The sequence below is a fragment of the Bacillus sp. 22190 genome, assembly GCF_052045575.1.
In the GTDB taxonomy this organism is placed as follows: Bacteria; Bacillota; Bacilli; order Bacillales; family Bacillaceae; genus Bacillus; species Bacillus altitudinis.
On record NZ_JBQEPF010000021.1, the window covers coordinates 1 to 24,640 of the forward strand.

The window sequence follows — 24,640 nt, forward strand, 5'->3', positions numbered from 1 at the left end:
GCAATTACAGGTCGAGATATGTTTGGAAATAAAGTCTCGAAAGAACAGCAGGAAGCGAGTATGAATGCGGCGCTAGGGATGCTTTTGCCGTTTGGGGCGAAAGGATTTCATGGGAAGATGGGTGTGAAGGATAGTGCTGGTACTTGTACCTAGTATTAGAATGGAAAAATATAGTAATTAGGAGGATCTTGATGTTAAAAAATATGCAGGCGATTATTCAAGACTTTTTTTCTTTTTTGAAGAATGATTTAGTTGAGGTGTTAGAGTGTTTGTCCCACAGAGAACCTTGGCAAGATCATATGATGGGATATGAACTTCCAGAGCATTCAGAGGATGTTGAATTTAATAATGGAGTAATGATATTTATGGACACAGCATCTTATCATGAAATTGTAATGGATAATCTAGATTTCTATAGTTGCTTGGAGGAAATTTGTATGGAGTATGTTGCTGAAACTCCAGAACAGGAGGCACAAGTTTATTTACTTTTGGACAAGGTAAAGACTACTTTAAATTTGTGAAAATTAAACCTAACTGAGTAAACCTTTAATACGAAGGTTGATTAACTTATATGAGGTATTCAAATGTATTTAAGGAGCAATATTTCGAAGTGTAGGGGAGAGATAAAAATCTTTAAAAACATCTATTTCAATTAATAAAATCAAAATGTGTAATGTTAATTGGATAAAGCTCGGAGGAGACAATAGAGTTTGTCTAATCACAAAAGGAATGTATTAAATTATGTATTTTTCATTAGAGCATTTAAAACATCACAAAATAAAAGTTGATTGGAAAACTATATATGTAGGAATTAGGCTAGATTTGATCTCATACAAAGAAATAAGCAAGTATGCAGTGGAATACTTATCTAATCATACTGAATGTGAAAATTCTTTAATCCTAGAATTAGCTTGGGGTGCTGGCGATCCAGATGAGGATTATAGAAAACTCCAAATGATATTAGTAGAATTATACAATGATTTGGTAGAAGAAGAATCTAGCCAATGGGACATTGAAAAAAGGAAATGGAGATATGGTATAATGTCTCACTTAAAAGAAAAAAATAAGAAGTCACCTGAAGAGTTATTGGATGAATTGTGTGAAGTATACGCTGATTTTGGTTACCCTGAGGATATGGAACCATTTATTCATTATATGCCTCCTTCATATGGTTATAATCCGTTACTATATTCAAAAGAAGAGAATATAAATAGATTAGTATCTTTTTTTGATGAGTTTTTACAAAAAGAAAAAGCAGTTGTCCAATTCGAGCAATTTTAATTACTGATTAAAGGTGACTAATGAAAATAAAACTTGAATTCGAACAAGGTGTGACAAACTACTATAAGTGGTTAGATCAGAAAATAAATGAATTTAAACAGTTAAGTGTATATAGTATAAACGGATATCACTTTTTAAATGATGGTGGAATAGAGGCTTTTCAAAGTTATTGTCAAAATGAATTAATCGAAATTTTTAGCGGTCAATTAACTAATTACCATTTTTATATCTTTCTAAGTAAGAAAGTAAATGATGTACATTCGCGAATAGAGAGATTCCGAAAAGTATGGAAATCGATTGATTCGGAAATAAATACTTCAGGTTTTGAAAAGGGGCCAGAATTACTTTTAGATGAACAAGAAAATCAATTTTATGTCAGTATGGCCAAAGTACCTCAACCTGATTTAGATAAGGCATTGCGAATAATGGATCAGTATCAATCTAGTTTCATGATTGCCAGTAGAAGGGATTCTATGCTCTCAGAGGAATCTATAAAAGATTTGTTTTACTCAGGATTGGATCAGAATAGTCATGAAGTAGATTATCAAGCGCTTTTTTTGAAGTATGGTTTGAATGGTGAAATTATCTTTAGATGGGGATCTGTTCTAAATGAGGCCGAATTGGCAATGATTTTAAATCAAGATCATACCCAGAAAATACAGGAGCGAATACAAAGCCATTCATAGTATCTCTAAAAGAGAACAACCCCCACATTTGGGACTTGCTCTCTCGTTTTTGTGAGACTGGGAGCAAAACACCGTATGAAACAGCCAGTTGTCGAAACTCTTTCGGTGACTGGTTGTTTCATTTCCATTGAACTCGAATATTGGTATATGTATTTTATAAAATCGCTGCGTAGTGATTGTCAGGTGGTGAAGATGATAGAACCCTTCTGATTTTAAATTGGAGTGGAAGGTTTCGATGTGGGCAACTTGTTTATGAAAGCGATGATGCTCCCCATAATGTGTAATATTCTTAATTCCTAGCTTATAATGGAGGGTTAGCTGCAAGTCTGTTGTGAGTTGTTCACATCTATGAATGAAGATGCATATTAACAAATTAATTGATTATCTAATAAGGTATTTATCGTAAGGATAAATACAAAATGGAAAGGAGATGTTGAACTGGCTAATATGAATAAAAACAAAAAAACAAAAATCGAAACCTTAAAAAGAAAAAGCAGAAGAAAGCACTTAATAAACGAATTAAGCTATATGACACTTCCAGAACCCCCTTTTTTGGAGGTCGAAGAGAATCAATTTTTTTGTCAGAAGGTATTTACTTTCCTGCAATCGAGAGAACATAAAAGTCAAATACATGGAGACAACGATCTAGAGCATATTGAAAAGTCTACACAAATGTTAAATGAAATGGTCGGGAGGATAAAAGAGACTCCTAAACAAGGGAGATTGCTTTTTTTCCGAGATCATGAAATTGAAGCGCTTTTAGTAAATGTGGATGAAGTGTTTCATCATTTAAATCAACTTCTTGAGCAAACCAAATTTTTAAGTGGATACGGAGATTTCATTTTAATAGCAGAGGATTTTCATTTTGGATTATGCATAGAGCGTACAGAATATTTTTATGAGTTTAGTATTTGGGGCTGTGAGATTAAAAGTGGGATGTAGAGACGAAGAGATAAGGTTTTCTTGATAGTCAGGGTTTCTCAATGGTGTCAGGTTGACATCGTTTTTAGTTTGTTTTATTCTTTCTCACTCTATCAGTCATCTGAAAAGGTACATTTGGTTGATAAAAACAGACTCTTTGATCTATATTTATTCATTTTTTATTTGATTTTTAAGAAAAATGTTGCTTTTGTTTAAAAAATTACTTACTATAGTGATATTAACATGTTAAAAGCGGTTTCATGAAACGATGAAAAGCTAAAAATAGAATAATGCGTACATTCAATAAGGCGTGTTACTGTTCGGCAGGCAAGACCTAGATTGGATGGGATATCTGTATTTGTATATTCCCACCCAATCCAGGTCTTTTTTTGTTGCCTGAGCTCCTATAATTAAAAATGAAAGCGGTGACTTTGATGAACCATAAAGACTTAGCTCAAGACATTCTAAAGCATATTGGTGGAAGTGAAAATGTTCAAAATGCGATCCACTGTATGACGAGATTAAGGCTGACATTAAAAGACTCTTCACGTGCAAACTCTGAAGAAATTAGTCGTCTTGATGGCGTTATTCAAGTAGCGGATACAGCAGGTCAGTATCAAATTATTATTGGAAATGATGTAGGTTATGTCTATAAAGAATTTGCAAAGCTTATTGATCACAACCCAGAAGCAAGCGGGCAAATTGTCCAGAATAAAGATCATAGCTTCAAAGGATACTTCAATCGTTTTGCCAATTTAATCACTGGCATTTTTGCACCAATTATCCCTGCAATTGCCGGTGCTGGTATGTTGAAGGCTTTGTTGATTTTGTTGCCGATGCTGAATTTGATGAAAGAAGATAGCCAGACCTATTTGGTGTTGAAAATCATTTCAGATGCGGCGTTCTTCTTCTTGCCGATTTTGTTAGCCTATACAAGCTCGCAAAAATTTGGCACAAACCCTATGGTATCCATGGCTTTGGCTGGGGTTTTATTACATCCTAACTTAACAGCTTTGTTTAGCAGTGGCGATCCAGTTGCTTTTGCTGGAATACCCTTGAAAGCTGTATCTTATGGCGCATCGGTTATTCCAATTATATTGATTGTTTGGCTTATGTCCTATGTTGAAAGGCTTGCGGATAAATTATCACCGGGACCCGTCAAAATTTTTATGGTTCCTTTAATCACAATGATCATTGTCGCGCCGATTGGTTTACTGTTTCTAGGGCCGCTCGGTATGTATCTGGGCGCAGGGTTAGCAGCGGGAGTGCTATGGATACAACAAACTGCGGGATGGGCGGCTGTTGCAATTTTAGCTGTTTTCTTACCTTTTATCGTGATGTTTGGCATGCAGAAGGTGTTCTATCCAGTTGTTATCGCTTCCCTTGCTTCGCCTGGATATGATGCGCTCATTGGAGTAGCCATGTTAGCGGCGAATTTTGCACAAGGTGGAGGTGCTTTGGCAGTTTCATTTAAAACAAAAGATCCTAAGTTAAAACAAATTGCGATGTCCGGAGGAATTTCTGCTTTATTTGGCATCACAGAACCTGCATTATACGGTGTCCATTTAAAGCTTAAGAAAACATTACTTGCATGTATGATTGGAGCAGGGGTTTCAGGTATATTTGTTGGATTAATTAAACTGAAAGCGTTTGTCATGGTTTCACCTGGAATTGCCACTATGCCGATTTTCATTGAAAAAGGGACTTCAAACTTTACGTTTGCCATTATTGGTGCAGTCATTTCAGCGGTAGTCGCATTTATTGCTGTTTACATCATTGGCTTTAAAGATGCAGAAAATGAAGTCGTCCAGAAGAGCAATGAGCCTATCTCTACAACAGAAAACACAAGAAATCGTGAGGTCATTTATGCACCGATCAAAGGAGCTGTCATCCCATTAGCGAAAGTAAATGATAAAGTATTTTCTGAAGAAGTGATGGGTAAGGGGGCAGCGATCCAACCTAGCGATGGAAAAGTAGTAGCTCCATTTGATGGGCAAGTAGAAATGATTTTCCATACAAATCATGCGATTGGTCTAAAGTCAGACTTAGGTGTTGAAGTTCTTATTCATATTGGGATTGATACCGTTAACTTAAATGGACAACATTTTACTTCACATGTTCAAAAAGGTGATACAGTAAAGCAAGGCCAGCTTTTAATTGAATTTGATGATCAGAGTATACAAAAGGCTGGTTATGACACAACAACACCAGTGATCATTACAAATTCGGCTGATTATTTAGAAATTTTAACCCAAGAGGGAAAAACCAATCCTTCTGGTCATCAGCAGCCACTTTTAACTGTCTTATAAATAGATTTTGAATGTAACCAGGAAGGTGATATGGTATGGAAATTATAAAAGTGCTGAATACCAGTGTGGTTCTCGCTAAACGAGATGATGGAAAGGAAATCATCGTAATGGGGAAGGCGATCGGGTTTAAAAATAAGCCTGGCAGTCTTATTCAAGAGGAAGATATACAAAAGATTTATGTGCTAGAAGATCAAAGCACGTCAAATGATTTAGCTGAGCTCATGAGAGAGACTCCAGAGGAATTTTTAATCATAACGGATGAGATTATTTCCTATGCGAAGCATCGATTATCCACACACTTAAATGAGCATCTTTATATTTCTCTAACAGATCACCTTTTTATGGCTACAAAGCGCTTTAAGGAACATCTCACGATACAAAATCGCCTGCTTTGGGAAGTGAAGAAATTTTACCCCGAGGAATTTAGCATTGGTATGCACGCACTCGATCTAATAAAAAAACAACTAGGTATTCAATTACCGGAAGAAGAAGCAGCGAATATTGCTTTTCATCTAGTAAATGCGCAGCAGACAGAAGACAATTTGAATCAAATCGTGATGATGACCAATATGGTCAAAGATATTCTAAACATCATTAAAATGCATTATAAGATCGATATTCCAACAGATACGATTAATTACTCCAGGTTTTTAACACATTTACAGTTCTTTGTTCAGCGGTTGCTGGAGAACAAAATGCTTGAAACAGATGACCATGATTTAATCGATCAAATCATGAGGAAATACCCTGAAGAAGTGAAATGTGTGGAGAAAATCGAGAAATATATTAAAACAAATGTGGATTACACCATATCCAATGACGAAAAAATGTATTTAATTATTCATGTCAATCGAGTGGTTTTAAGAAATAATGGATCGTCTTAAGGGAGGAAGAGAGATGTCTAATCAAGTTAGAAAGTTTCCAGAAGGTTTTTTATGGGGTGGCGCTATTGCGGCTAATCAAGCAGAAGGTGCATGGAATGTAGACGGAAAAGGGCTATCGACTGCTGATGTGGCGATTTTTAAAAAAGGCCTCAGCAAGTCTGACTATAAAAAGCACAATAAAGTGGATGAAGAACAAATTCAACAAGCGATGCGTGCAGATACCGCTGAAGGTTATCCGAAACGAAGAGGTGTCGATTTTTATCATCGTTATCCAGAAGACATGGCGCTCTTCAAAGAGATGGGATTAAAGACGTTGCGTGTCTCGATTGCCTGGACACGTATTTTTCCAAAGGGAGATGAAGAAGAGCCGAATGAAGCGGGATTATTGTTTTACGACCGCTTATTCGATGAAATGAAGAAACATGATATTGAACCACTCGTTACGCTATCTCATTATGAAATGCCGCTATACTTAGTCAATCAATATGGTGGATGGTCTCACCGCATTGTTGTTGATTTCTTTGTGAAATTTAGTCGAGTGGTATTTGATCGATACAAAGATAAAGTCAAGTATTGGCTGACTTTCAATGAAATTGATAGCATTGTTCGCCATCCGTTTACAAGTGGAGGAATCGTGTCAGAGCGTTTTGATAATGTAGAGCAGGCTGTTTATCAAGCGCTACATCATCAATTTGTTGCAAGTGCTCTGGCAGTGAAGTATTGCCATGAAATGATCCCGGGTTCAAAAATTGGCTGTATGCTGACGAAATTAACAACGTATCCTTATTCTTGTAATCCAAAAGATGTTTTAAAGGCATCGAAGAACAATCAATTTAATATGTTCTTCACAGATGTACAGGTGCGCGGGGAGTATCCACGTTTTATCCATCGACTGTTCAAAGAAAAAAACATTCACATTGAGAAACAGCTAGGAGATGACGAGTTATTAAAGGTTCATACCGTCGATTTTATTTCTTTTAGTTATTACAATTCACTTGTTGCTACTGAAAACAGTGAAGGGATGGAAACGGTCAGCGGAAATACGATAGGTGGCGTAAAGAATCCTTATTTAGAAGTGAGTGAGTGGGGATGGCAGATCGATCCTATTGGTATTCGTATTTCTTTAAATGATCTATACGACCGCTATCAATTACCGCTATTTATTGTTGAAAACGGATTAGGAGCAAACGATCAGGTGGAGCAGGATGGAACGATCAATGATGATTATCGTATTAGTTATCATGAACAGCATTTCCAGCAGATGTTAGAAGCGATTGAGGATGGAGTCGAATTGATGGGGTACACGAGCTGGGGGATTCTTGATTTAATCAGCTATTCATCGTCAGAAATGGAAAAACGTTATGGGTTTATCCATGTTGATCAAGATAACGATGGAAATGGAACATTAAATCGCACACCTAAGAAAAGTTTTTACTGGTACCAGAATGTGATTCGTCAAAATGGACTGGAAATGAACGAATAGATGTGTCAGAAATCTTTTAAGGAGTGGTGTATACCCACTCCTATTTTTTATTGATGAATGTTTCAGCTCGTAAAAGAAAAGATATGCATATGGATATGCATTTCCCTCAAATTTAAGCAATTCACTATCATTACCTTTCACATTCATATAAAATAAGAGCTAGTGAAAATTTGAAGAGATGCTTGATAAATGAAGGGCATGTAAGCTGTATGAAATGATGAGATGTTTCAAGTACGTGAAGGTTGCAAAGCTGTTTCTCCTCACGCATGAATCTTGTAAGCGTAACCATTATTTGTCACTTCATTGCAATGTGTTGAGGGGTGTGTCAGCATGAGGAATCCGTATTTGAGAACGGCTTCTAGTCTTTATATCAATTATTTTTTATTAGGTATGGTCAATATTATTTTGGCTTCTAATATGCCATTTTTGATCAAACAATTAGATACAAATAGTGCGGGGATTAGTTATATGATATCTGCACTCGGTATTGGCAGGGTGCTCACGTATGGTCTATCGGGTGTACTGTCAGATCGTTTTGGACGAAAGCCGGTCATTTTGGTTTCGGGGGTGCTGATGGCAGTGTTCCTCATTGGAATCCCATTGTCTCCGAATTATCAAATCGCGTTTGCGTTTGCGATTTTGGCAGGGGTGGCGAATTCGGCGATGGATGCAGGGACGTATCCGGCTTTAATGGAAGCTTTTCCTCAAAACTCGGGATCTGCAAATGTGATGGTGAAGGCGTTTATTTCGATTGGGGCGACCATTCTGCCGCTCGCTATTTTCTTTTTAGCAGAGCATGATCTGTTTTATGGATTTGCGTTTTTTGTACCTGCTTTTATCTATTTAGTGAATGTGATGATGTTGTGGACATTGCCATTTCCGAATCATCGCAAGGTGGAGCAAGTTCAGGTGACGGAGCATGATGGACTTCCGCGCTTCTCATCAGAGCCTACGTTTTGGAGAGAAGGGGTCGCACTGATTGTGATCAGTTTTACATCAAATGGTCTGTACGCCTTGCCGCAAATTTGGCTGCCTACGTACGGTGAGGAAATTTTGGGGATGGCTTCTGGCAGTGCTGTGAAGCTGCTTAGTTACTATAGCATGGGCGGTTTGCTGTCTGTCTTATTGCTCGCATTTCTTTTGCGCCGCATTGTTCGTCCGGTCACCGTGCTGCTACTCTATCCGATTATTACATTAGCCTCTATCTGTGTGCTATTGGTCGTGAAGTCTCCAGTCATCGGGACCGTCAATGCATTTGTATTGGGCTTTTCAACAGCGGGTGTCTTTCAGCTGACGTTAACCGTAATGGCTGAGTTCTTCTGGAAAAACAAAGGGACGATGACAGGAATTATCTCAACTGCAGGCGGAGTGTCCGCCATTGTGATTCCGGTTGTCACTGGTTTGATCGAAACCCACGCTACGATTTTGCAAATCTTTATATTTGATGCGGGTGTCGCTGTTGTTGCGATCATCGGGGCGATGTATATCCTCAATCGATATCGCCGGATTATGATACACGAATAAAAAAAGACGACTTCCAAAGCGGAGGTCGTCTTTTTTCTGTGTTTCGTTTAGAAACGGTCATTTTCAAATAGAATTTGTTTCACTTGTTCAACTGGCATATCCTCGCCAGTAAACAGTTTGTACGCAAGGGCACCTTGCCATAGCATCATGCCAAGACCGTTAATCGTTTTGGCACCAGCTTCTTGTGCTTGAGCAAGAAGTTTTGTTTTTTGCGGGTTGTAGACAACATCTGTTACGATTAAGTCTTTGCGTAATACATCAAGGGTATCGTCAATAATGCTGAGCTCATCTAATGGTTTCATGCCAAGGCTTGTCCCGTTTGCTAAGATCGCACTTTCAGCTACTTCACGACGGAAAGCGTCTTTGTCTTCAAGTGGGAAAATGTTTGCTTTGACACCGAATGATTTCATTTCGTTGTTGATGTAATTTACATTTTCCTCTGCTTGAACAAAGTATTGATCATTACGAGCAAAAATACTAATTTCACGAATACCTGATTGTGCAAGCTGAATGGCAATCGGAGTTGCAGCGCCGCCAGATCCAACGAGTGTAACCTTTTGTCCAGCTAATTCAACACCATGTTCAATTAAGTTTCTTACGTAACCAAGACCATCTGTGTTGTAACCAACCAGCTTGCCATCTTTGTTCACAACTGTGTTGCTTGCGCGAGTATGTCTTGCAGAATCATCTAGTTCATCTAAGTAATCAAGTACTTTCATTTTGTTCGGCATGGATACGTTAAACCCAGCTGCACCCATTGCTTTCATCCCGTTTACTGCTGCTTCTAGTTCATCATTTCCTACCTCAAAAGCAAGGTAAGCATAGTTGATTCCTGTTAGTGTATAGCCAAGGTTGTGCATCCGTGGTGACAGGCTGTGCCCGATTGGTGTTGCAAGAAGACCGACTAATTTTGTTTTCCCATCAATATTACGTTCGTGTATGTTTGTCATGATTGACATCTCCTTTAATTATCTAAACAATTTTTTCATGCGTCGTAAAACAAAGACTGCTAACAATACGCTGATGACCGCAATGATCATATCGAAGAATAAAGTCATTTTAATATCGTACGTGCTGACGAGTCCGCTTGTAATCAGCGGAACAAGGATAAACGCTGAACTTGCCGCAATGTTGACATATGATGAAGCCGTTGCTTTGTTTGTAGGGAATAATTTCATCATAATACTCATCGCCAACTGGAAAATGCCGGCTGTAAATAATCCTAAGAAAAAGGTACTAACAATGACAATGCCGTACGTTTCGATTTGAAATAGTGAAAGCATGGCAAGGAATGCCCCGATTGGGTAAATAATAGCGACCATAATTGGTGAAATGAATTTATCTAATACGATTGAAAGCAATAGAACAGATACGAGTGCACCAATACTAAAATAAGAAAGAAGCTGTGTCGCTTGTCCTGAACCAAGCCCAATCAATTTCAACCCGAGCTGTGGAAGCCAAGTTTGCCATACGACAAATAATGCAGTAGACGTGAATCCCATAAGTACAACAGCTAAACCTTCACCAAACATTTTCGGTTCTTCCTTCATTTGCTCTTGAACGGGAAGATCGTTTTGAGAAGCCGTTTGCTTATGATTTGGGAACGGCATAAAGATCAAGTAAATGCCTACAAGTAAATAAAGAAGTCCTAGACCAAAGAATGCCCAGCCCCAGAAGATGTCATGTGCAATAAGGAATGCCAAGATAAATGGAAGAACAGTCGCACCAATTGATACAGACGCCTTCACTAATACAGAAGCTGAACTTGCTTTTTTAGGAAATGACTCTGTCAAAGCAGGATATGTCCCTGAATCAAGCAATGAGTTTGCAATCCCTGCGGAAATGGCAAAAATGAAAGCCAATGTATAATTGGTCGTCGTTGGAATCCCAATTAAGAATAATAAGTAAAGAAAGTTACCTGTAATAATGACAGGTTTTCGCCCCCAGCTGTCTGCCAGCCGGCCAGAGAAAAAGAGAGCAATTAATTTACCGATACCGATTGCTGATACAAGCAAGCTGATTTTTGGAATATCTACATGGTAGCGTTCAGATAAGCTTTCCATGTTTGATGCCACAATAATATTGATCATGCCTAGCATGAAATAGTTTAAGTACATGCCAAGTGATGATTTAATGTATGGATTTTTCATGTTCCCACTCCTATATTTGAAACCCTGTTCGGGCCAAATTCTTGTTACCCTTTGTTATTTCCTTAAACGTAAATAATATTAAGTCCATCACAACACCCCTTGTGTGATTGATGAAAAAAATAATGAATATTCATCTGTTCTTCAAATAAGTACATCGTTCTACTAAATAATTAAAAATAATAACAGTTATCATAAGTTGATGGACTTCCTCGATTTGATCAGAATCAAAAGATCCATCTTTAACTGTAGTTGATATTATAAATAACGATATGTTCACAAAAGGTATAACGATATACTAAAAGAAGCAACGAGATAAATATACTCCTGTGTATAAAATGTGTCAAGTTTATGACTTTGCGATTTAAAAAAAGAAAAATGTAATAAAGAAATAGTTGACTTGCTCAATAAAAAAAGGAGAATCGCTTTGCAATTCTCCTTTTCATGATCATGTCGAGGTTTCTCGAATATGAAGTTGAGGCTTTAATATCAATCGCTGCAGTTCTTCATCCTGCTCGTTCATTTTATGATACAAAAGGTTGGCTGCTTTGACTCCAATGGATCGTGGAAATGATGAGACTGTGGTGAGCGGCGGGTGATACATCTCCGCTTCAGGGATGTTATCGAACCCAACTACATCAATGTCTTCACCAGGCTTGATGTCACGCGCTGCCAATTCTTGAATCACCCCAAACGCCACTAAATCACTGAAGCAAAAAATAGCAGTAGGTGGTTCGGGAAGGTCAATCACTTGGGCAAGGGCTTCTTTCCCGCCTTCACGGGTAGGCACCATATCGATAATAAGAGATTCATCTATCGTTAAGTCTTCATCATCATGGGCTCTTTTGAACCCTTTCATCCGTTCAATCCAAGTTGAGGAGGATTTGATTCCACCTAAGAAGGCGATGCGGCGATGTCCTTTTTGAAGAAGATGACGGACCGCCATCCAAGTGCCTTGTTCATAATCAACACCGACATAATCACAATGGACATCTGCTAATTCACGATTTGCCAATACTTTTGGTGTGCGAATGTTGTTTAATTGTTTCACCGTTCGTGTCGAACTTTTCGATGCTGGATTTAAGATAATTCCACCCACTCGGTGCTCTACCATTGTGGAGATGAGCCGCTCCTGCTTATCTACACTATCAAAGGTTGTCCCAAGTAAAACGGTATAGCCAAGTGATTCAAGTGTGGTTTGCACACCGATTAAAAATTCAGAAATAAAGGTGTTTGAAATATCCGTGACGATCACACCTACAATATTTGAACTTTTCGACCGCATGTTAGCAGCGACGCGATCGTACACGTATCCCAAATCCTCCATGGATTGCAGCACTTTTTTCCGGGTGGCTTCAGAGATCCTAGGGTTGTTGCGAACAACGAGTGAGGCCGTTGAAGTCGATACACCGGCATGCCGAGCGACTTCTTGTAATGTCACACGCTGTTTGTTCATTTTTTTCATTTGTCTTCACCAACTTCATTGGATTGCCTAACTATGGTTCATCATCAAGATGGATGTCTCCACTAAACGAGCCGAACATTCTTTGTTTCATTATACCTTAATCAAGGGGTGTTGATGAAGTGATGTCATATCAGCTTCAGATAAGGAGGAGACAACATCTTAAAAGATTACCATTGACAGCTTTCATCTAGAGGCGTAAAATATAAAATTATTCAGAAATAGCAACATTTAAAGTAAATATCGAAGGCTATGATTGCTGTGGGTCACACTATGGCAGGAGCAGCTTCTGGAGAGACCGCATGTATGTGCGGCGCCGAAGGGTTCACAATCTCAGGCAAAAGGACAGAAGAGTACGAAATATTGTATTTGTGATGCATGGATCATACTGTGTATTGCTTTTCTCTATTTTGCTATTCTTTTATGACCGTGAGATTGGAGCGCATCCAATCTCTTTTTTTATGGACTTTTTGAGAGTTCATTATTTCAGTATAGGATCGTGTCGTAGGAGGGTGTTGAAATTGGCACAACAAGAGTTAAAGCGAGATTTATCAAACCGTCATGTTCAATTAATTGCCATTGGCGGAACGATTGGAACTGGGCTGTTTTTAGGGTCTGGAAAAGCCATTCAATTGGCAGGACCATCGATCATTTTTGCGTACTTAATTGTCGGAATGGCCATCTTTTTTGTCATGAGGGCACTTGGAGAATTGCTCTTATCTAAGGCGGGCTATCAGTCTTTAACGGATATAGCAGAGGATTATCTTGGACCATGGGCTTCCTTTGTGACAGGATGGACGTATTGGTTTTGCTGGATTATGACAGCGATGGCGGATGTTATTGCGGTCGGGGTGTATGTGCAGTACTGGTTTGATATTCCGCAGTGGATTCCTGCTATTATTTGTTTATTGATTTTGCTAGGATTTAATTTATTAACGGTGAAGCTTTTTGGAGAAATGGAATTTTGGTTTGCACTTATTAAAGTGATTACGATATTACTGTTGATTGGCGTTGGAATTGTCCTGTTAATCATTGGTTTTCAAACAGATGCAGGGCCCGTGACGGTAACGAATCTGTGGTCACACGGAGGATTATTTCCAAATGGTGTGACAGGCTTCTTATTGTCATTCCAGATGGTGATTTTTGCGTATGTGGGCGTGGAACTTGTCGGTGTGTCAGCAGCAGAAACAGCGAATCCGCAAAAAAATATCCCGTCTGCGATTAATAAAATTCCATTAAGAATTCTCTTTTTCTATGTAGGTGCGATTTTTGTATTACTATGCATCAACCCATGGACAGAACTCAGTGCATCAGAAAGTCCTTTTGTGAAAACCTTTGGGCTCATTGGGATACCAGTAGCGGCGGGACTCATCAACTTTGTCGTCCTGACATCTGCGGCGTCTGCTTGTAATAGCGGTATGTTCTCAACGAGCCGAATTTTGTATAATCTCAGTCATCAAAAACAAGGACCGGCATCTTTTGGCCGACTAAATAAGCATGCTGTTCCAAGTAATGCCCTGTTTGTTTCGACAATTGTGGTGTCAGTAGGGGCTCTTTTAAGCAAGCTGATTCCTGAACAAGCCTTTGGTATTGTGACTACGATTAGTGCCATTTGTTTCATTTGGGTATGGAGTATTATTTTAATATGCCATCTGAAATATAAGAAAACACGTCCTGAACTGCATAAGGCGTCTACCTTTAAAGCGCCATTTACACCTTTTGTGAATATAGCGGTTCTTGTGCTCTTTGCTTCCATTCTTGTCATCATGCTTTTCGCTGATGCGACACGTCCAGCTCTGTTATTGACACCAGTATGGTTTGGGTTCCTATTTTTGATTTATGCACGAAAGAAACGCCGTTCAGCATAATGAACGGAAAAAGCACAGCCTTTTTAAATGGCTGTGCTTTTGCTTATTTAACGATTTCTAATCTTCAACATATAGTATGCATTAAGAATGATTAGAACAAGTCCAATGACGATGATGGAGAAGAGTTGAGAGTGATTGGCGCCAAGAGAATAGACAATCAAAATAAACATGGCACCGGTCAATAAAATATTCATCATTTGAAAAGTGTGAAAAAGCCCATCGAGCATCACATGCTTTTCGCCTTCATCAGAAATGGCGAGCAGTTTTTTGCCATAATCTTTATCGGTTGGACTAGGTAGGTGACGATTAGGATAGACGAGCTTTAGGACAGAGGTCGACACATAAGAAAGAATGACGGTGATCAAAAATAAGGCAGCATTTGCGAGAATCAGCCAAGGTGGCTGCTCGGTTACGATGGAAATTCCAATTGCAATAATCGATAAAATGGTACTCACCGTATTAGCTAACGTTACATCAGTAAAGGTTCGATACTGTTTTACCTCGAGTTCATCCTCCTCATCACCAGATACCGAAAGAGAGACTCTTTTCTTCATGCGTGAAATGCCTGAAAAACAATAAATGATGAATAGAACTGTCAAGCCAGTGATGACAAGAGTCGCTTCAAATGCAGCTTGCAGAAGTGTCAGCTCAAATTCGGATGCCAGCAAACAGTAAGCACCGAGAAAACCAAGGAGAGCACCTAAGAGCATTTTGTATACAGTTTTCATGTGAGTTCATCCTCCTCGAATAGAAAAATATGTTCAATGGGTTCTTGAAAAATACGTGAAAGCCTCATAGCAAGTAAGAGAGACGGCATTAATTCATCTCGTTCCATTAAGCTGATCGTCTGGCGGGAAACCTTTGCCCGTTTCGCAAGCTCCGTCTGGTTTAAACCATCACGTGCCCGCAACTCTTTTAGCCGATTTTTCATTCTGTCACCTCAACTCTGATCAAAATGTTATCTTGATTGTAAAGTATTATATTCATTTTGACAAGTATAGTTGTCAAAATGATAAAAATAATTGTCAGAAAGATCGCCTTTATTCAAAAGGAAATCAATGATACGCTAAAGAAAAGAGAAACGGAAAATAGGTGATGCCCATGTTCATTGATCAATTAAAAAGTGACTTACATCAATCACAGCCATTATTTATCGGAGAAGAGACAGCGTTCAAAGCGGCAGTCCTTGTCCCTTTGGTGCAAGTAGACGGGGAATGGCATGTTTTATTTGAAGTGCGATCACTGACGATGAGAAAACAACCTGGCGATATTAGCTTTCCAGGAGGCAAACTCGACGGCGGCGAAACTGCACAAGAAGCTGCACTGCGGGAAACATATGAAGAACTAGGGATTCCGCCCGAATCGGTCAAGGTGTTAGGACAGCTCAGTCCTTATATTGCCTCACCATCCTTTGTGGTATATCCATTTGTCGGGATTATTGATGAACAGCAGGTCAAACATTCCTTTAATCAAGAAGAAGTAGAGGAGACCTTTACTGTGCCTCTATCATGGCTCAGCCAATACGAACCGTACTTACACCATGTATCGGTGCAGCCAACACCAGGAGAGGACTTTCCTTATGAAAAAATCATGAATGGTGAAAAATACAGCTGGGGGAGTCGTTCGATTGAGGAGTGGTTTTATGATTACGATCGTTACACCATTTGGGGATTAACTGCCCGCATATTAAAACATTTTGTGATGGTTGCAAAAAGAAATTCCTAGAGAATCAGCTCTAGGAATTTGTTGTAGAAAGGCGTTCTTTTGCGGTTTCTTTTCCTTTCCCTTTTCCAATTAGGATGGGCGCTTTAGCTTGGCTCAATCCATATGAAGGCATGTTCACGTAGATAGATTCATATGAGCCGGCTTGAATTTGATACGTTTCATGATAAATTCCGACCGCGTCATTATGTCGTGCTCTTTGGTTGAATCCTTTCCAAGCAGTCAAATGCTTCTCCATCTTGGCGTAGGCAAGGAGGTCCTCTGTTGATTTCCAATATTGGATCATGGTGGTGGTGCGTAAACCGAAGTAATTTTCTGTCCCGAGAAAACCAAGTTCTTCTTGATGTGTATAAAGTTCTTTGATCATCCCCGGCATCGCCTTAAATACTGGCAGCCATTGATGAACAGCCCAGCGTTTATTGATTCTCATTCCGATAATGAACACAACAATCGGCTCAGAATTGTCTGTTGTATACCTGCCAGCACGTATATTTTTTTTCATTTGTTCACCCTTCTTCCTTCATCGATTCACAGGTCTCCACGCACCAATCAATTCCAGCCTGCGCCACTTTCTTTCCGTAATCTAACGTATACAGCCAATACTTCGCATCAGCTTCATCTGGATACAGCTCTTGAATGTTTTGTTCAATCGCAACATATGTCTCATAACGGATACGGAGCTGCCTCTCATAATCCTGTAAAAGCACCAATTTTTTCTCAAACGAAAGATATTGACCAAAAAATAACTTTAATAACACCTCATTTCGTTCTGATGGTACTTGATCGAGCGGCTGTGCCAGCCATTGCCTCAACGTGTCCAGCCCTTTTTCAGTTAGATGATATTCCCGCTTGTCTGAGCGGCCAGTTGTAGAAGTGGGTGCAACCTTCGCAAGCCCTTCCTCGACTATTAACTTTAAAGCTGGATAAATTTGTCCATAACTAATTTTCCAAAAGTGATGCAAGCTCCTATCAATTAATTGCTTCACTTCATACCCAGACTTACAATCTGTCGTTAAAATCCCCAAAATCGCATACGTCGTATCATTGTATTTTTTCATTGATCAACACACCTATCTAAAAGATATATCATTTAGATATATAATAAACGATGTATAACTGCAGATACAAGAGGTATGAGAAAAAAATAAATGCTAGAAAGGAGGTGAAGAGATCACTGATTGGTTAATCAATAAGATGAATCCTTCATATAGAGTGAACGATCATAGTTTGGAGGGGACATATGAGTAAATCAAAAATCTGGATCATGACTATTCTGGCGGTACTACTGATTGGTGGAGGCGGCTGGATAGCCTATCAAGCAATCGCACAAAAGAATTCATTGAATCATGCCTATGCATTTGCGTATAAAACGAAGGATAGAATGAGCTGGTTTGAGATATCTGAGAATAAAGGCAAAGTAACGGGGCATTTGAATGAAAAGTATATAGAAGAAATATGGTGGGATCCCAAAATATATAAAAAACAATATGTAGTGTCCGGGAGTTCAAAGGAAAACGGTTATGAATTTCGAGTCAAACAAGGCAAAGAAACAATCATATACGAAGTTCAAATGTCTGGGAAAGACCTATCTGTAAAAAAACAAGGTGATAAGAAAAGCAGGATATATAAAGCAACCAATCGAAAAAAGCTAGATTCGTATCACAAAAAACTTCAAGATCGACATCAACATCTAGTTGATACATCAGAAACTAGATTTTATGACAATATGAGACACTTCAGGGATAAAGTAGCGAAGGTATATGGTTTTCTATATACGGCAGAGGACAAACAACTATTTTTACAAGTGGAAAGCATGCATATTGAGAATGGATGGCTCGGCACTTTTCTAATAACAACTGTTTCTGAAGAAGGGTGTAAGCCCTATAAAGAAATGAAATTAGAGGTCGGGGGCGAAACTGATGGTGGAGACTATTTAGACATGAGCTACGATCCTATAATTGAACGAGGTGTCATTATAGGTTCGACTGATCGAGATGCAAAATCAATCAAACTGCCAATTAAAAAGACTAACGGTACTATAGAGATAAAAGCTTTCACGTATCAGGAATTTAAAAAACTCCCTAGACCATATATCATGACAGGCGATTCAGTAGAGTTAAAAGCTGTCACGAAAAAGGAATATGAAAAACAAGCGAAAGCATTTAAAAAGAAAGCAGAAGAAAAGAGAAAATAGGCATCTTAAACCAGATGAGTGAATCAACTTATCTGTTTTTTTATGGAGAAACATTTTGTTGATTGATGATAGAAGGAACAAAAGAGTTGCTTTAAGTAAATAAAGAAAAGTATTTTGGGTATATAGACCTTAATAAATTTCAGAAAAATAAATGTTGACGCTTTCATATAATCAATATATACTAAAAACAAATCCAATATAAATAAATTAGACATGTGACTGGTCATGCAGGCAGGATCTAAAAACGATGAATTTCTTTAATTTGTCGTTTTAGATCCTTTTTTTATTGCTAAAATATAGGTCTCATGTATGAGAAAAGGAGGGAAAGAAATGGATTACACACAAGTCGCCAAAGATGTTTTACAGCATGTAGGTGGTAAAGAAAACATTGCGCACCTTGAACACTGCTCAACAAGACTTCGCTTCACACTAATTGATCAGAAAAAAGCAGATGTACCAGCATTAGAAAAAATACCAGGTGTCATAGCTGTCAGAATGTCAGGACAATGCCAAGTGGTCATTGGGAATGACGTGATTGAAGTGTATCAACAGGTAACAAATTTAATGGGCGGCAGCTCATCCGGGCAAGGCGTGCCATCCAATCAGCCAAAAGAAAAAAGAAAAGCAGGCACAGTTCTATTAGATTTCATTGTGGGTGTCTTCCAGCCGCTTGTTCCGGCTATCGCAGGTGGAGGGATTTTAAAATCATTTCTTCTCCTTTTCTCTTTATTAGGCTGGGTGGATGCAAAAGGCCAAACCTATCAAATATTGAACATGGTGGGTGACGCACCACTATACTTCCTGCCATTACTAGTCGCTGTCACAACGGCAAATAAACTAAAGGTAAACCCACTGGTCGCATTATCAGCAGTCGGTGCACTCCTTCTTCCGAACATGACAGCCATGCTTACTGAAGGTGCACAATTAATGTCATTCGACGTAAAAAATATAGCTTATGCGTATCAAGTGTTTCCAGCAATCCTTTCTGTATTGCTTTACGCTCAAATGGAAAAATTCTTCACACGATTTTCACCAAAACCAATTCGGATTTTCTTTGTCCCAATGATGTCATTAGTCATTACTGTACCCGTTACGTTACTGTTATTAGGACCACTTGGTTTTACAGCAGGACAAGGGTTTTCATCCGTTATTCTTGCGATGTTTAATACGGTAGGCTGGGTAGCTGTCGCAATTTTAGCAGCGGTACTCCCGTTTATGGTTGCATCAGGCATGCACAAAGCAATGGTCCCTTATGCAGTGACAACGATGGGGAACCTCGGGAAAGAAGCACTTTATTTACCAGCATCACTTGCGCATAATATTGCGGAAAGTGGAGCATGTTTCGCAGTGGCACTACGCACGAAAGACAAGGTACTCAGATCAACAGCTATTTCGGCAGGAATTTCAGCATTTTTTGGCATCACAGAACCTGCTTTGTATGGTGTGACACTTCAAAATAAACGCGTACTTGGAAGTGTCATGATTGGTTCGTTTGTTGGCGGGATCTTCATTGGATTAGTTGGTATACAAGCTTTTGTACTTGTTGGTCCTGGATTAGCAAGTATGTCGATGTTTATATCAGATGAGCTTCCACGAAATCTAATGTTTGCTGTCATTGGAGCTGTCATTTCCTTCGTTGTTGCTTTTATCGCTGCTTTTGTATTAGGTAAGGATAAAAAAGTAGAAGAAAAGACAAATGATCAAGATGCATTTGCTGAACAAATTGGAGCAGGGGAAACTTTCAAAAGCCCTGTGATTGGTCAAATGATCTCTCTATCTGAAGTAAAAGATGATATTTTCTCTTCAAAGGTCATGGGAGACGGAATTGCCATTGTTCCTTCAGAAGGAGCGTTATATGCACCAGTAGATGGTGAGGTCACCTTGCTGTTCGAAACAAACCATGCACTTGGTATGAAAACGGACAAAGGGGTGGAAGTATTATTCCACATTGGCATTGATACTGTACAGTTGGAAGGACAGTATTTTTATCCAAAAGTGCAGGCAGGAGATCGTGTACAAGCAGGGGATTTACTCATTGAATTTGATGTTGAAAAAATCATGGAAGCAGGATACGATCCAGTTACGCTTGCTGTCATCACGAATACAGATCAATATGATATTAAGGTACAGCCATTACAAGAGGTCAATCGCCAAGATACATTGATGGTTATCACCCAATTAGGAGGCTAAACATATGACGACAATAAAAGGTTTTCCAAAAGGATTTTTATGGGGCGGCGCCATTGCCGCCAACCAAGCAGAAGGCGCTTGGAATGTAGATGGAAAGGGCCCATCTGTTGCTGATATTGCGATGTACCGGTCTAATTTGAGTGTAGAAGATTATGAAGGGCATCTAGCTGTTACTTCTGAAAATATAGATCGAGCGATGAAAGACCCAGATGATAAAAAGTATCCAAAACGCAGAGGTGTTGATTTCTATCATCACTATAAAGAGGATTTGGCTCTATTTGCTGAAATGGGTTTTAAAACTCTTCGCATTTCTATTGCATGGAGCCGTATCTTCCCAACTGGAGAAGAGAACGAACCAAATGAAAAAGGACTCCAATTTTACGATCGTTTATTTGCAGAAATGAAAAAACACAACATAGAACCGATTGTGACGCTGTCACATTATGAAATGCCGTTAGCACTGAGCGTGAAATATAATGGCTGGGTTGAAAGAAAAGTCGTTGATCTCTTTGTTAAGTTCGCCAATGTATGTTTTGAACGCTATAAGCATGATGTGAAATATTGGCTGACCTTTAATGAAATAGATAGTATTCACCGCCACTCTTTTATTACAGCAGGAATTATTCCTGATCGCTGCCCAGAAGGGAAAGAGGAAGAGACGGTTTATCAAGCACTCCATCATCAATTCATTGCCTCTGCACTCGTAACAGCAGATTGTCATCGCATCATACCAGGCAGTCAAGTAGGGTGTATGCTGACAAAATTAACAACGTATCCGCACACTTGTCATCCGAATGATGTGGAGCGGGCATTGAAACAAAACTTAGAAAACTATTTCTATGCAGATGTTCAGGTATTTGGTGAATACCCGCCGCTTATCAAGCGCATGCTTGAGAGAAAAAACATTCATATCCAAATGGAATCAGATGATCTTTCTATTTTAAAAGAAAATACAGTAGATTTTATCTCGTTCAGCTACTATATGTCTTTAACTGAATCAGCTGATGAAGGATTAGAAAAAACGGATGGAAATACCATCCGTGGGGTCAAAAATCCTTACCTTCCATCTACTGATTGGGGATGGCAAATTGATCCGGTTGGTCTGAAAATTTCTTTAATAGAATTATATGATCGTTATCAAAAACCACTGATCATTGTAGAAAACGGCATGGGTGCAAAAGATGTTGTTGAAAGTGATGGATCAATTCACGATGATTATCGTATTAACTATTTCAAAGAGCATTTCCGCCAAATGAGAGAAGCGGTGGAAGAAGGCGTTGACCTCTTCGGATATACGAGCTGGGGCTCAATTGATATTATTAGTGCAGGTACATCACAGATGTCAAAACGATACGGGTTCATTCATGTAGATCAAGATGACGATGGAAACGGTACATTAAAACGTTCTCGTAAAGACTCATTTTATTGGTACAAAAAGGTCATTGAAACAAATGGTGAATCGCTTGATTGAAAAACCACAATCATGAAAACAGGTGATGACGATGTTTAAAATCAAAAAAGTTTTAAACTCGAGTGTGGTTCTGGCTGAAGATCAGAACCAACAGGAGATGGTTCTATTCGGCCGTGGGATTGGTTATGGACAAAAACCAGGTCAAATGATTGAAGAAAAGAAGGCAGATCAAGTGTTTATGTCTGTCGATAACATGAGAGCGAAGGAATTTCTCCAACTATTAGATTCAATGCCACAAGAGTTTATCGATTTAACTCAGCATATTGTTCAATATGCTGAAAAACGCTTAAACTCAAGTCTGAATTCTGGTGTCTATTTTACCTTGATGGACCACTTGAATTTTGCAGTAGAACGGCACAAGAAGAACATTAATATTACAAATCGAGTATACTGGGAAATCAAAAACTACTATACCGAAGAATTTGAAGTAGGTAATTATGCGCTTGAGTTAGTCAACAATACATTGGGCATTCAATTACCAAAGGAAGAAGCGGCCAATATCGCCTTCCATTTAATTAATGCGTTAGGTGAAGAGTCCGATTCCAAAGATGGCATGAAGTATGCCAAGATGATTGGAAGTATTGTGAATCTCGTCCGCTATACGTTGAATATGAAAATGGATCAAGAGAATATTCATTACAGCCGATTTATTACACATGTGAAATTCTTTGTTGAAAGATTTTACGCAAATAAATTATTATCAGATCAAGAAAATGAGTTGTTTGAACAAATTGCACACTTGTATCCTCAAGCGATGGATGTGGCTTTCAAAATCAAAGATTATATTAAACAGGTGCACAGTATTGTTATTCCAAATGACGAACTTACGTATCTGGCGGTACATATTCACCGCCTCATTTCTTATCAAGAACTAAAATAGATGTGGACCACTTGCCTTGTAATGAGGCAAGTGGTTATTTGTATTGTATCGGTTTATGTTCCAATAGGTCGTTCTGTTGGGTTAAGATTTGTATCATTTAACGAATTGTAAGACACCGTTTGTCCGAAAACAACGATGGCTAAAGCGAAAATGAGTAAACTCACTTTTTTCATCATAATTCCTCCAATTAAGTGTAGTGTGTTCCAATTGATAGGCATCCTTCAAAAAGAGATATGCTTGGTGAATTGAACCTAGCTCTTCAAAGTGTTTGGCAGCTAGTGCACTTAATTCACGGGCACCTTCAACATCCTTTAATTCTTTCAGAATACTGATGTCATCGAAACAGGTTTGAGCTTTTTTGGATATGTCTTCAGTGAAATATAGGTGATAGAGAAAATTCATTTTTGCTGTATAGATGGGGTTTCTGTCTATTTCTTGTTTTTGTTTGACTAATTCAAAATAATAGAGAGCTTGCGACTTTTCATCAATGGAGAGCAGCTCTTTTAGTAACATAAACATGGAGTGTTCGAAATAACAAGATGAAAGGTAGTCATCATCACTAAGAGCCTTTTCTAGGGCATCAATACATTTTTTTGATTCTCCAGCTTCGGCATATAGAATACTGATATTGTGATAAAGCTGTGATGCTAGAAAATGATCGTTTAATTGATTTGAGATGTGTAATGCTTTTGTGTAGTAATTCTCAGCTCTTTTGAAATCGCCAATATCCATGAAGTTGGTGGCTGCGATCACAAAAGCTGCTGCCAGTCTTCTTTCATAGCCATCATGACCTTTGAAAATATCGATAGCATTCTGAATATAATGAAGTGAAATCAGGCTTTGGCGAAGCATCATATATAGGTTTGCGACCTTCGTATGAAATTCTGCTACTTCTATTTCATCAGGAATGTTTTGTAGTTTTTTCTCAGCAATTTTAAACAGTCCGATGGCTGATGCATAGTCTCTGTTATATGAAGCGTAAAGGGCTTTATATAGGTAAAAATAGTATTCAATTAAGTCGTTTGTTTTAGAAGGGTATTCTAGCACTGTCGGTTCATTCAGTTTTTTACCTCTTCGTTCATATAACATGAGCTTAAACTTGCCTTCTAGCAATGAATAGTATGTCAAGACCTCCTGATTCTCTTCCATCTCTTGAAGTAATTCCTTTAATTCTGTGTAGATTGTCTTTGCATTGTGTACATCATGCTTACGAATGGCAATTCGCCAATCATTTAAACGGTTCCCCACCTGTTCAGCTGAAATGATCGTCATGGAAATTTCACCTCTTTAACATCCTTTCGCCTGTTTCAATAAAAAACGATATCACAATTTTTGGTAAAATATAATCGTTTCAGGGAGGTGATTGACAGGAGGTAATAAAAAGGACCTTATGTCATGAGATGTACGATATTGTAACGATGATTGATTGTTTATTCAAATGACTAAAATCTTTTTTTGGAAGTCTAAAAACGTGATAGATACTATTAGTTTTAAATTTATGGTCGGAAATACCAGCCGAATATATGAAATAAAGCTATTTTAGCTATGAGAGAAGAACAATGAAAGGTCGATCTAGAAGGGAAAATCAGTTATGATGTTGCTAGATGATTTTGGGAAA

22 protein-coding genes, 1 pseudogene and 1 riboswitch are annotated in these 24,640 nt (G+C 38.6%); of the genes and pseudogenes, 15 read left to right on the top strand and 8 right to left on the bottom strand.

Going from position 1 to position 24,640, the window contains the following annotated elements; translation table 11 throughout:
• The 9 genes and pseudogenes from ACTJKA_RS18375 to ACTJKA_RS18415 form a co-directional block, all read left to right on the top strand.
• Positions 1 to 138, top strand: a pseudogene (locus ACTJKA_RS18375) (hypothetical protein); the annotation flags it as partial.
• A 53-nt stretch (positions 139 to 191) separates the two neighbouring features.
• Positions 192 to 521 (top strand): hypothetical protein, encoded by a 330-nt coding sequence (locus ACTJKA_RS18380; protein ID WP_024720470.1) that lies wholly within the window; start codon positions 192 to 194, stop codon positions 519 to 521.
• Between the two features lie 220 nt (positions 522 to 741).
• Positions 742 to 1,281: a DUF2247 family protein gene (locus ACTJKA_RS18385; RefSeq protein WP_072368310.1), complete on the top strand. Its 540-nt coding sequence runs from the start codon at positions 742 to 744 to the stop codon at positions 1,279 to 1,281.
• A gap of 20 nt (positions 1,282 to 1,301) precedes the next feature.
• Positions 1,302 to 1,967 carry a hypothetical protein gene (locus ACTJKA_RS18390; protein WP_265154208.1) on the top strand — a complete coding sequence of 222 codons (666 nt, stop codon included), beginning with the start codon at positions 1,302 to 1,304 and terminating at the stop codon, positions 1,965 to 1,967.
• Positions 1,968 to 2,414: 447 nt separating this feature from the next.
• Positions 2,415 to 2,909, top strand: coding sequence for a YxiF family protein (locus ACTJKA_RS18395; RefSeq protein ID WP_079920052.1), 495 nt, complete (start codon positions 2,415 to 2,417; stop codon positions 2,907 to 2,909).
• A 413-nt stretch (positions 2,910 to 3,322) separates the two neighbouring features.
• Positions 3,323 to 5,197: a beta-glucoside-specific PTS transporter subunit IIABC gene (locus ACTJKA_RS18400; protein ID WP_017359942.1), complete on the top strand. Its 1,875-nt coding sequence runs from the start codon at positions 3,323 to 3,325 to the stop codon at positions 5,195 to 5,197.
• A gap of 35 nt (positions 5,198 to 5,232) precedes the next feature.
• Complete coding sequence (gene licT / locus ACTJKA_RS18405) at positions 5,233 to 6,081, top strand: BglG family transcription antiterminator LicT (protein WP_017359941.1); 849 nt, start codon at positions 5,233 to 5,235, stop codon at positions 6,079 to 6,081.
• A gap of 13 nt (positions 6,082 to 6,094) precedes the next feature.
• Entirely contained in the window at positions 6,095 to 7,564 is a 1,470-nt protein-coding gene (locus ACTJKA_RS18410) for a glycoside hydrolase family 1 protein (RefSeq protein ID WP_017359940.1), read from the top strand.
• Between the two features lie 330 nt (positions 7,565 to 7,894).
• A complete protein-coding gene (locus ACTJKA_RS18415; protein ID WP_025208290.1) occupies positions 7,895 to 9,088 on the top strand; it encodes an MFS transporter in 1,194 nt (397 codons plus the stop codon).
• A 47-nt stretch (positions 9,089 to 9,135) separates the two neighbouring features.
• On the opposite strand, the gene ACTJKA_RS18420 is transcribed toward ACTJKA_RS18415, so the two are convergent.
• The 3 genes from ACTJKA_RS18420 to ACTJKA_RS18430 form a co-directional block, all read right to left on the bottom strand.
• A complete protein-coding gene (locus ACTJKA_RS18420) occupies positions 9,136 to 10,038 on the bottom strand; it encodes a shikimate 5-dehydrogenase (RefSeq protein ID WP_017368407.1) in 903 nt (300 codons plus the stop codon).
• A gap of 18 nt (positions 10,039 to 10,056) precedes the next feature.
• Positions 10,057 to 11,238 (bottom strand): MFS transporter, encoded by a 1,182-nt coding sequence (locus ACTJKA_RS18425; protein ID WP_007497314.1) that lies wholly within the window; start codon positions 11,236 to 11,238, stop codon positions 10,057 to 10,059.
• 445 nt (positions 11,239 to 11,683) lie between these two features.
• The gene (locus ACTJKA_RS18430) at positions 11,684 to 12,700 is read right to left on the bottom strand and encodes a LacI family DNA-binding transcriptional regulator (RefSeq protein ID WP_125589233.1); all 1,017 of its coding nucleotides are present in this window, start codon (positions 12,698 to 12,700) and stop codon (positions 11,684 to 11,686) included.
• 276 nt (positions 12,701 to 12,976) lie between these two features.
• Positions 12,977 to 13,056, top strand: a riboswitch (glycine riboswitch).
• Between the two features lie 162 nt (positions 13,057 to 13,218).
• Between ACTJKA_RS18430 and ACTJKA_RS18435 the strand changes: the two genes are divergently transcribed.
• A complete protein-coding gene (locus ACTJKA_RS18435; protein ID WP_052320580.1) occupies positions 13,219 to 14,565 on the top strand; it encodes an amino acid permease in 1,347 nt (448 codons plus the stop codon).
• Positions 14,566 to 14,612: 47 nt separating this feature from the next.
• Here ACTJKA_RS18435 and ACTJKA_RS18440 read toward each other — a convergent pair whose 3' ends face one another.
• Both ACTJKA_RS18440 and ACTJKA_RS18445 read right to left on the bottom strand, forming a co-directional pair.
• A complete protein-coding gene (locus ACTJKA_RS18440) occupies positions 14,613 to 15,293 on the bottom strand; it encodes a DUF3169 family protein (protein ID WP_024720464.1) in 681 nt (226 codons plus the stop codon).
• The gene (locus ACTJKA_RS18445) at positions 15,290 to 15,496 is read right to left on the bottom strand and encodes a helix-turn-helix transcriptional regulator (RefSeq protein ID WP_008347396.1); all 207 of its coding nucleotides are present in this window, start codon (positions 15,494 to 15,496) and stop codon (positions 15,290 to 15,292) included. The genes ACTJKA_RS18440 and ACTJKA_RS18445 overlap by 4 nt, the downstream gene beginning before the upstream one ends.
• 170 nt (positions 15,497 to 15,666) lie before the next feature.
• Between ACTJKA_RS18445 and ACTJKA_RS18450 the strand changes: the two genes are divergently transcribed.
• Positions 15,667 to 16,290, top strand: coding sequence for an NUDIX hydrolase (locus tag ACTJKA_RS18450; RefSeq protein WP_008347394.1), 624 nt, complete (start codon positions 15,667 to 15,669; stop codon positions 16,288 to 16,290).
• Between the two features lie 10 nt (positions 16,291 to 16,300).
• On the opposite strand, the gene ACTJKA_RS18455 is transcribed toward ACTJKA_RS18450, so the two are convergent.
• Entirely contained in the window at positions 16,301 to 16,789 is a 489-nt protein-coding gene (locus tag ACTJKA_RS18455) for a DUF4188 domain-containing protein (protein WP_035390052.1), read from the bottom strand.
• Between the two features lie 4 nt (positions 16,790 to 16,793).
• A complete protein-coding gene (locus ACTJKA_RS18460) occupies positions 16,794 to 17,345 on the bottom strand; it encodes a PadR family transcriptional regulator (protein WP_268357696.1) in 552 nt (183 codons plus the stop codon).
• 182 nt (positions 17,346 to 17,527) lie between these two features.
• Here ACTJKA_RS18460 and ACTJKA_RS18465 point away from each other — a divergent pair, with 182 nt between their 5' ends.
• The 4 genes from ACTJKA_RS18465 to ACTJKA_RS18480 all read left to right on the top strand — a co-directional run bounded on the left by ACTJKA_RS18465 (position 17,528) and on the right by ACTJKA_RS18480 (position 23,022).
• Entirely contained in the window at positions 17,528 to 18,481 is a 954-nt protein-coding gene (locus ACTJKA_RS18465) for a hypothetical protein (protein ID WP_268357695.1), read from the top strand.
• A gap of 330 nt (positions 18,482 to 18,811) precedes the next feature.
• Positions 18,812 to 20,671, top strand: coding sequence for a beta-glucoside-specific PTS transporter subunit IIABC (locus ACTJKA_RS18470; protein ID WP_336750376.1), 1,860 nt, complete (start codon positions 18,812 to 18,814; stop codon positions 20,669 to 20,671).
• 4 nt (positions 20,672 to 20,675) lie between these two features.
• Entirely contained in the window at positions 20,676 to 22,142 is a 1,467-nt protein-coding gene (locus tag ACTJKA_RS18475) for a glycoside hydrolase family 1 protein (RefSeq protein WP_008347383.1), read from the top strand.
• A gap of 31 nt (positions 22,143 to 22,173) precedes the next feature.
• Positions 22,174 to 23,022 (top strand): PRD domain-containing protein, encoded by an 849-nt coding sequence (locus tag ACTJKA_RS18480; protein WP_008347382.1) that lies wholly within the window; start codon positions 22,174 to 22,176, stop codon positions 23,020 to 23,022.
• Between the two features lie 93 nt (positions 23,023 to 23,115).
• On the opposite strand, the gene ACTJKA_RS18485 is transcribed toward ACTJKA_RS18480, so the two are convergent.
• Positions 23,116 to 24,294, bottom strand: a complete 1,179-nt coding sequence (locus ACTJKA_RS18485; protein WP_008347380.1) for a tetratricopeptide repeat protein — start codon at positions 24,292 to 24,294, stop codon at positions 23,116 to 23,118.
• Positions 24,295 to 24,640 lie beyond the last annotated feature (346 nt).

Coding starts and splice junctions, on each gene's coding strand:
- ACTJKA_RS18380 (WP_024720470.1), top strand. CDS start 192: ATGTTAAAAAATATGCAGGCGATTATTCAAGACTTTTTTTCTTTTTTG.
- ACTJKA_RS18385 (WP_072368310.1), top strand. CDS start 742: ATGTATTTTTCATTAGAGCATTTAAAACATCACAAAATAAAAGTTGAT.
- ACTJKA_RS18390 (WP_265154208.1), top strand. CDS start 1,302: ATGAAAATAAAACTTGAATTCGAACAAGGTGTGACAAACTACTATAAG.
- ACTJKA_RS18395 (WP_079920052.1), top strand. CDS start 2,415: ATGAATAAAAACAAAAAAACAAAAATCGAAACCTTAAAAAGAAAAAGC.
- ACTJKA_RS18400 (WP_017359942.1), top strand. CDS start 3,323: ATGAACCATAAAGACTTAGCTCAAGACATTCTAAAGCATATTGGTGGA.
- licT (WP_017359941.1), top strand. CDS start 5,233: ATGGAAATTATAAAAGTGCTGAATACCAGTGTGGTTCTCGCTAAACGA.
- ACTJKA_RS18410 (WP_017359940.1), top strand. CDS start 6,095: ATGTCTAATCAAGTTAGAAAGTTTCCAGAAGGTTTTTTATGGGGTGGC.
- ACTJKA_RS18415 (WP_025208290.1), top strand. CDS start 7,895: ATGAGGAATCCGTATTTGAGAACGGCTTCTAGTCTTTATATCAATTAT.
- ACTJKA_RS18420 (WP_017368407.1), bottom strand. CDS start 10,038: ATGACAAACATACACGAACGTAATATTGATGGGAAAACAAAATTAGTC.
- ACTJKA_RS18425 (WP_007497314.1), bottom strand. CDS start 11,238: ATGAAAAATCCATACATTAAATCATCACTTGGCATGTACTTAAACTAT.
- ACTJKA_RS18430 (WP_125589233.1), bottom strand. CDS start 12,700: ATGAAAAAAATGAACAAACAGCGTGTGACATTACAAGAAGTCGCTCGG.
- ACTJKA_RS18440 (WP_024720464.1), bottom strand. CDS start 15,293: ATGAAAACTGTATACAAAATGCTCTTAGGTGCTCTCCTTGGTTTTCTC.
- ACTJKA_RS18445 (WP_008347396.1), bottom strand. CDS start 15,496: ATGAAAAATCGGCTAAAAGAGTTGCGGGCACGTGATGGTTTAAACCAG.
- ACTJKA_RS18450 (WP_008347394.1), top strand. CDS start 15,667: ATGTTCATTGATCAATTAAAAAGTGACTTACATCAATCACAGCCATTA.
- ACTJKA_RS18455 (WP_035390052.1), bottom strand. CDS start 16,789: ATGAAAAAAAATATACGTGCTGGCAGGTATACAACAGACAATTCTGAG.
- ACTJKA_RS18460 (WP_268357696.1), bottom strand. CDS start 17,345: ATGAAAAAATACAATGATACGACGTATGCGATTTTGGGGATTTTAACG.
- ACTJKA_RS18465 (WP_268357695.1), top strand. CDS start 17,528: ATGAGTAAATCAAAAATCTGGATCATGACTATTCTGGCGGTACTACTG.
- ACTJKA_RS18470 (WP_336750376.1), top strand. CDS start 18,812: ATGGATTACACACAAGTCGCCAAAGATGTTTTACAGCATGTAGGTGGT.
- ACTJKA_RS18475 (WP_008347383.1), top strand. CDS start 20,676: ATGACGACAATAAAAGGTTTTCCAAAAGGATTTTTATGGGGCGGCGCC.
- ACTJKA_RS18480 (WP_008347382.1), top strand. CDS start 22,174: ATGTTTAAAATCAAAAAAGTTTTAAACTCGAGTGTGGTTCTGGCTGAA.
- ACTJKA_RS18485 (WP_008347380.1), bottom strand. CDS start 24,294: ATGACGATCATTTCAGCTGAACAGGTGGGGAACCGTTTAAATGATTGG.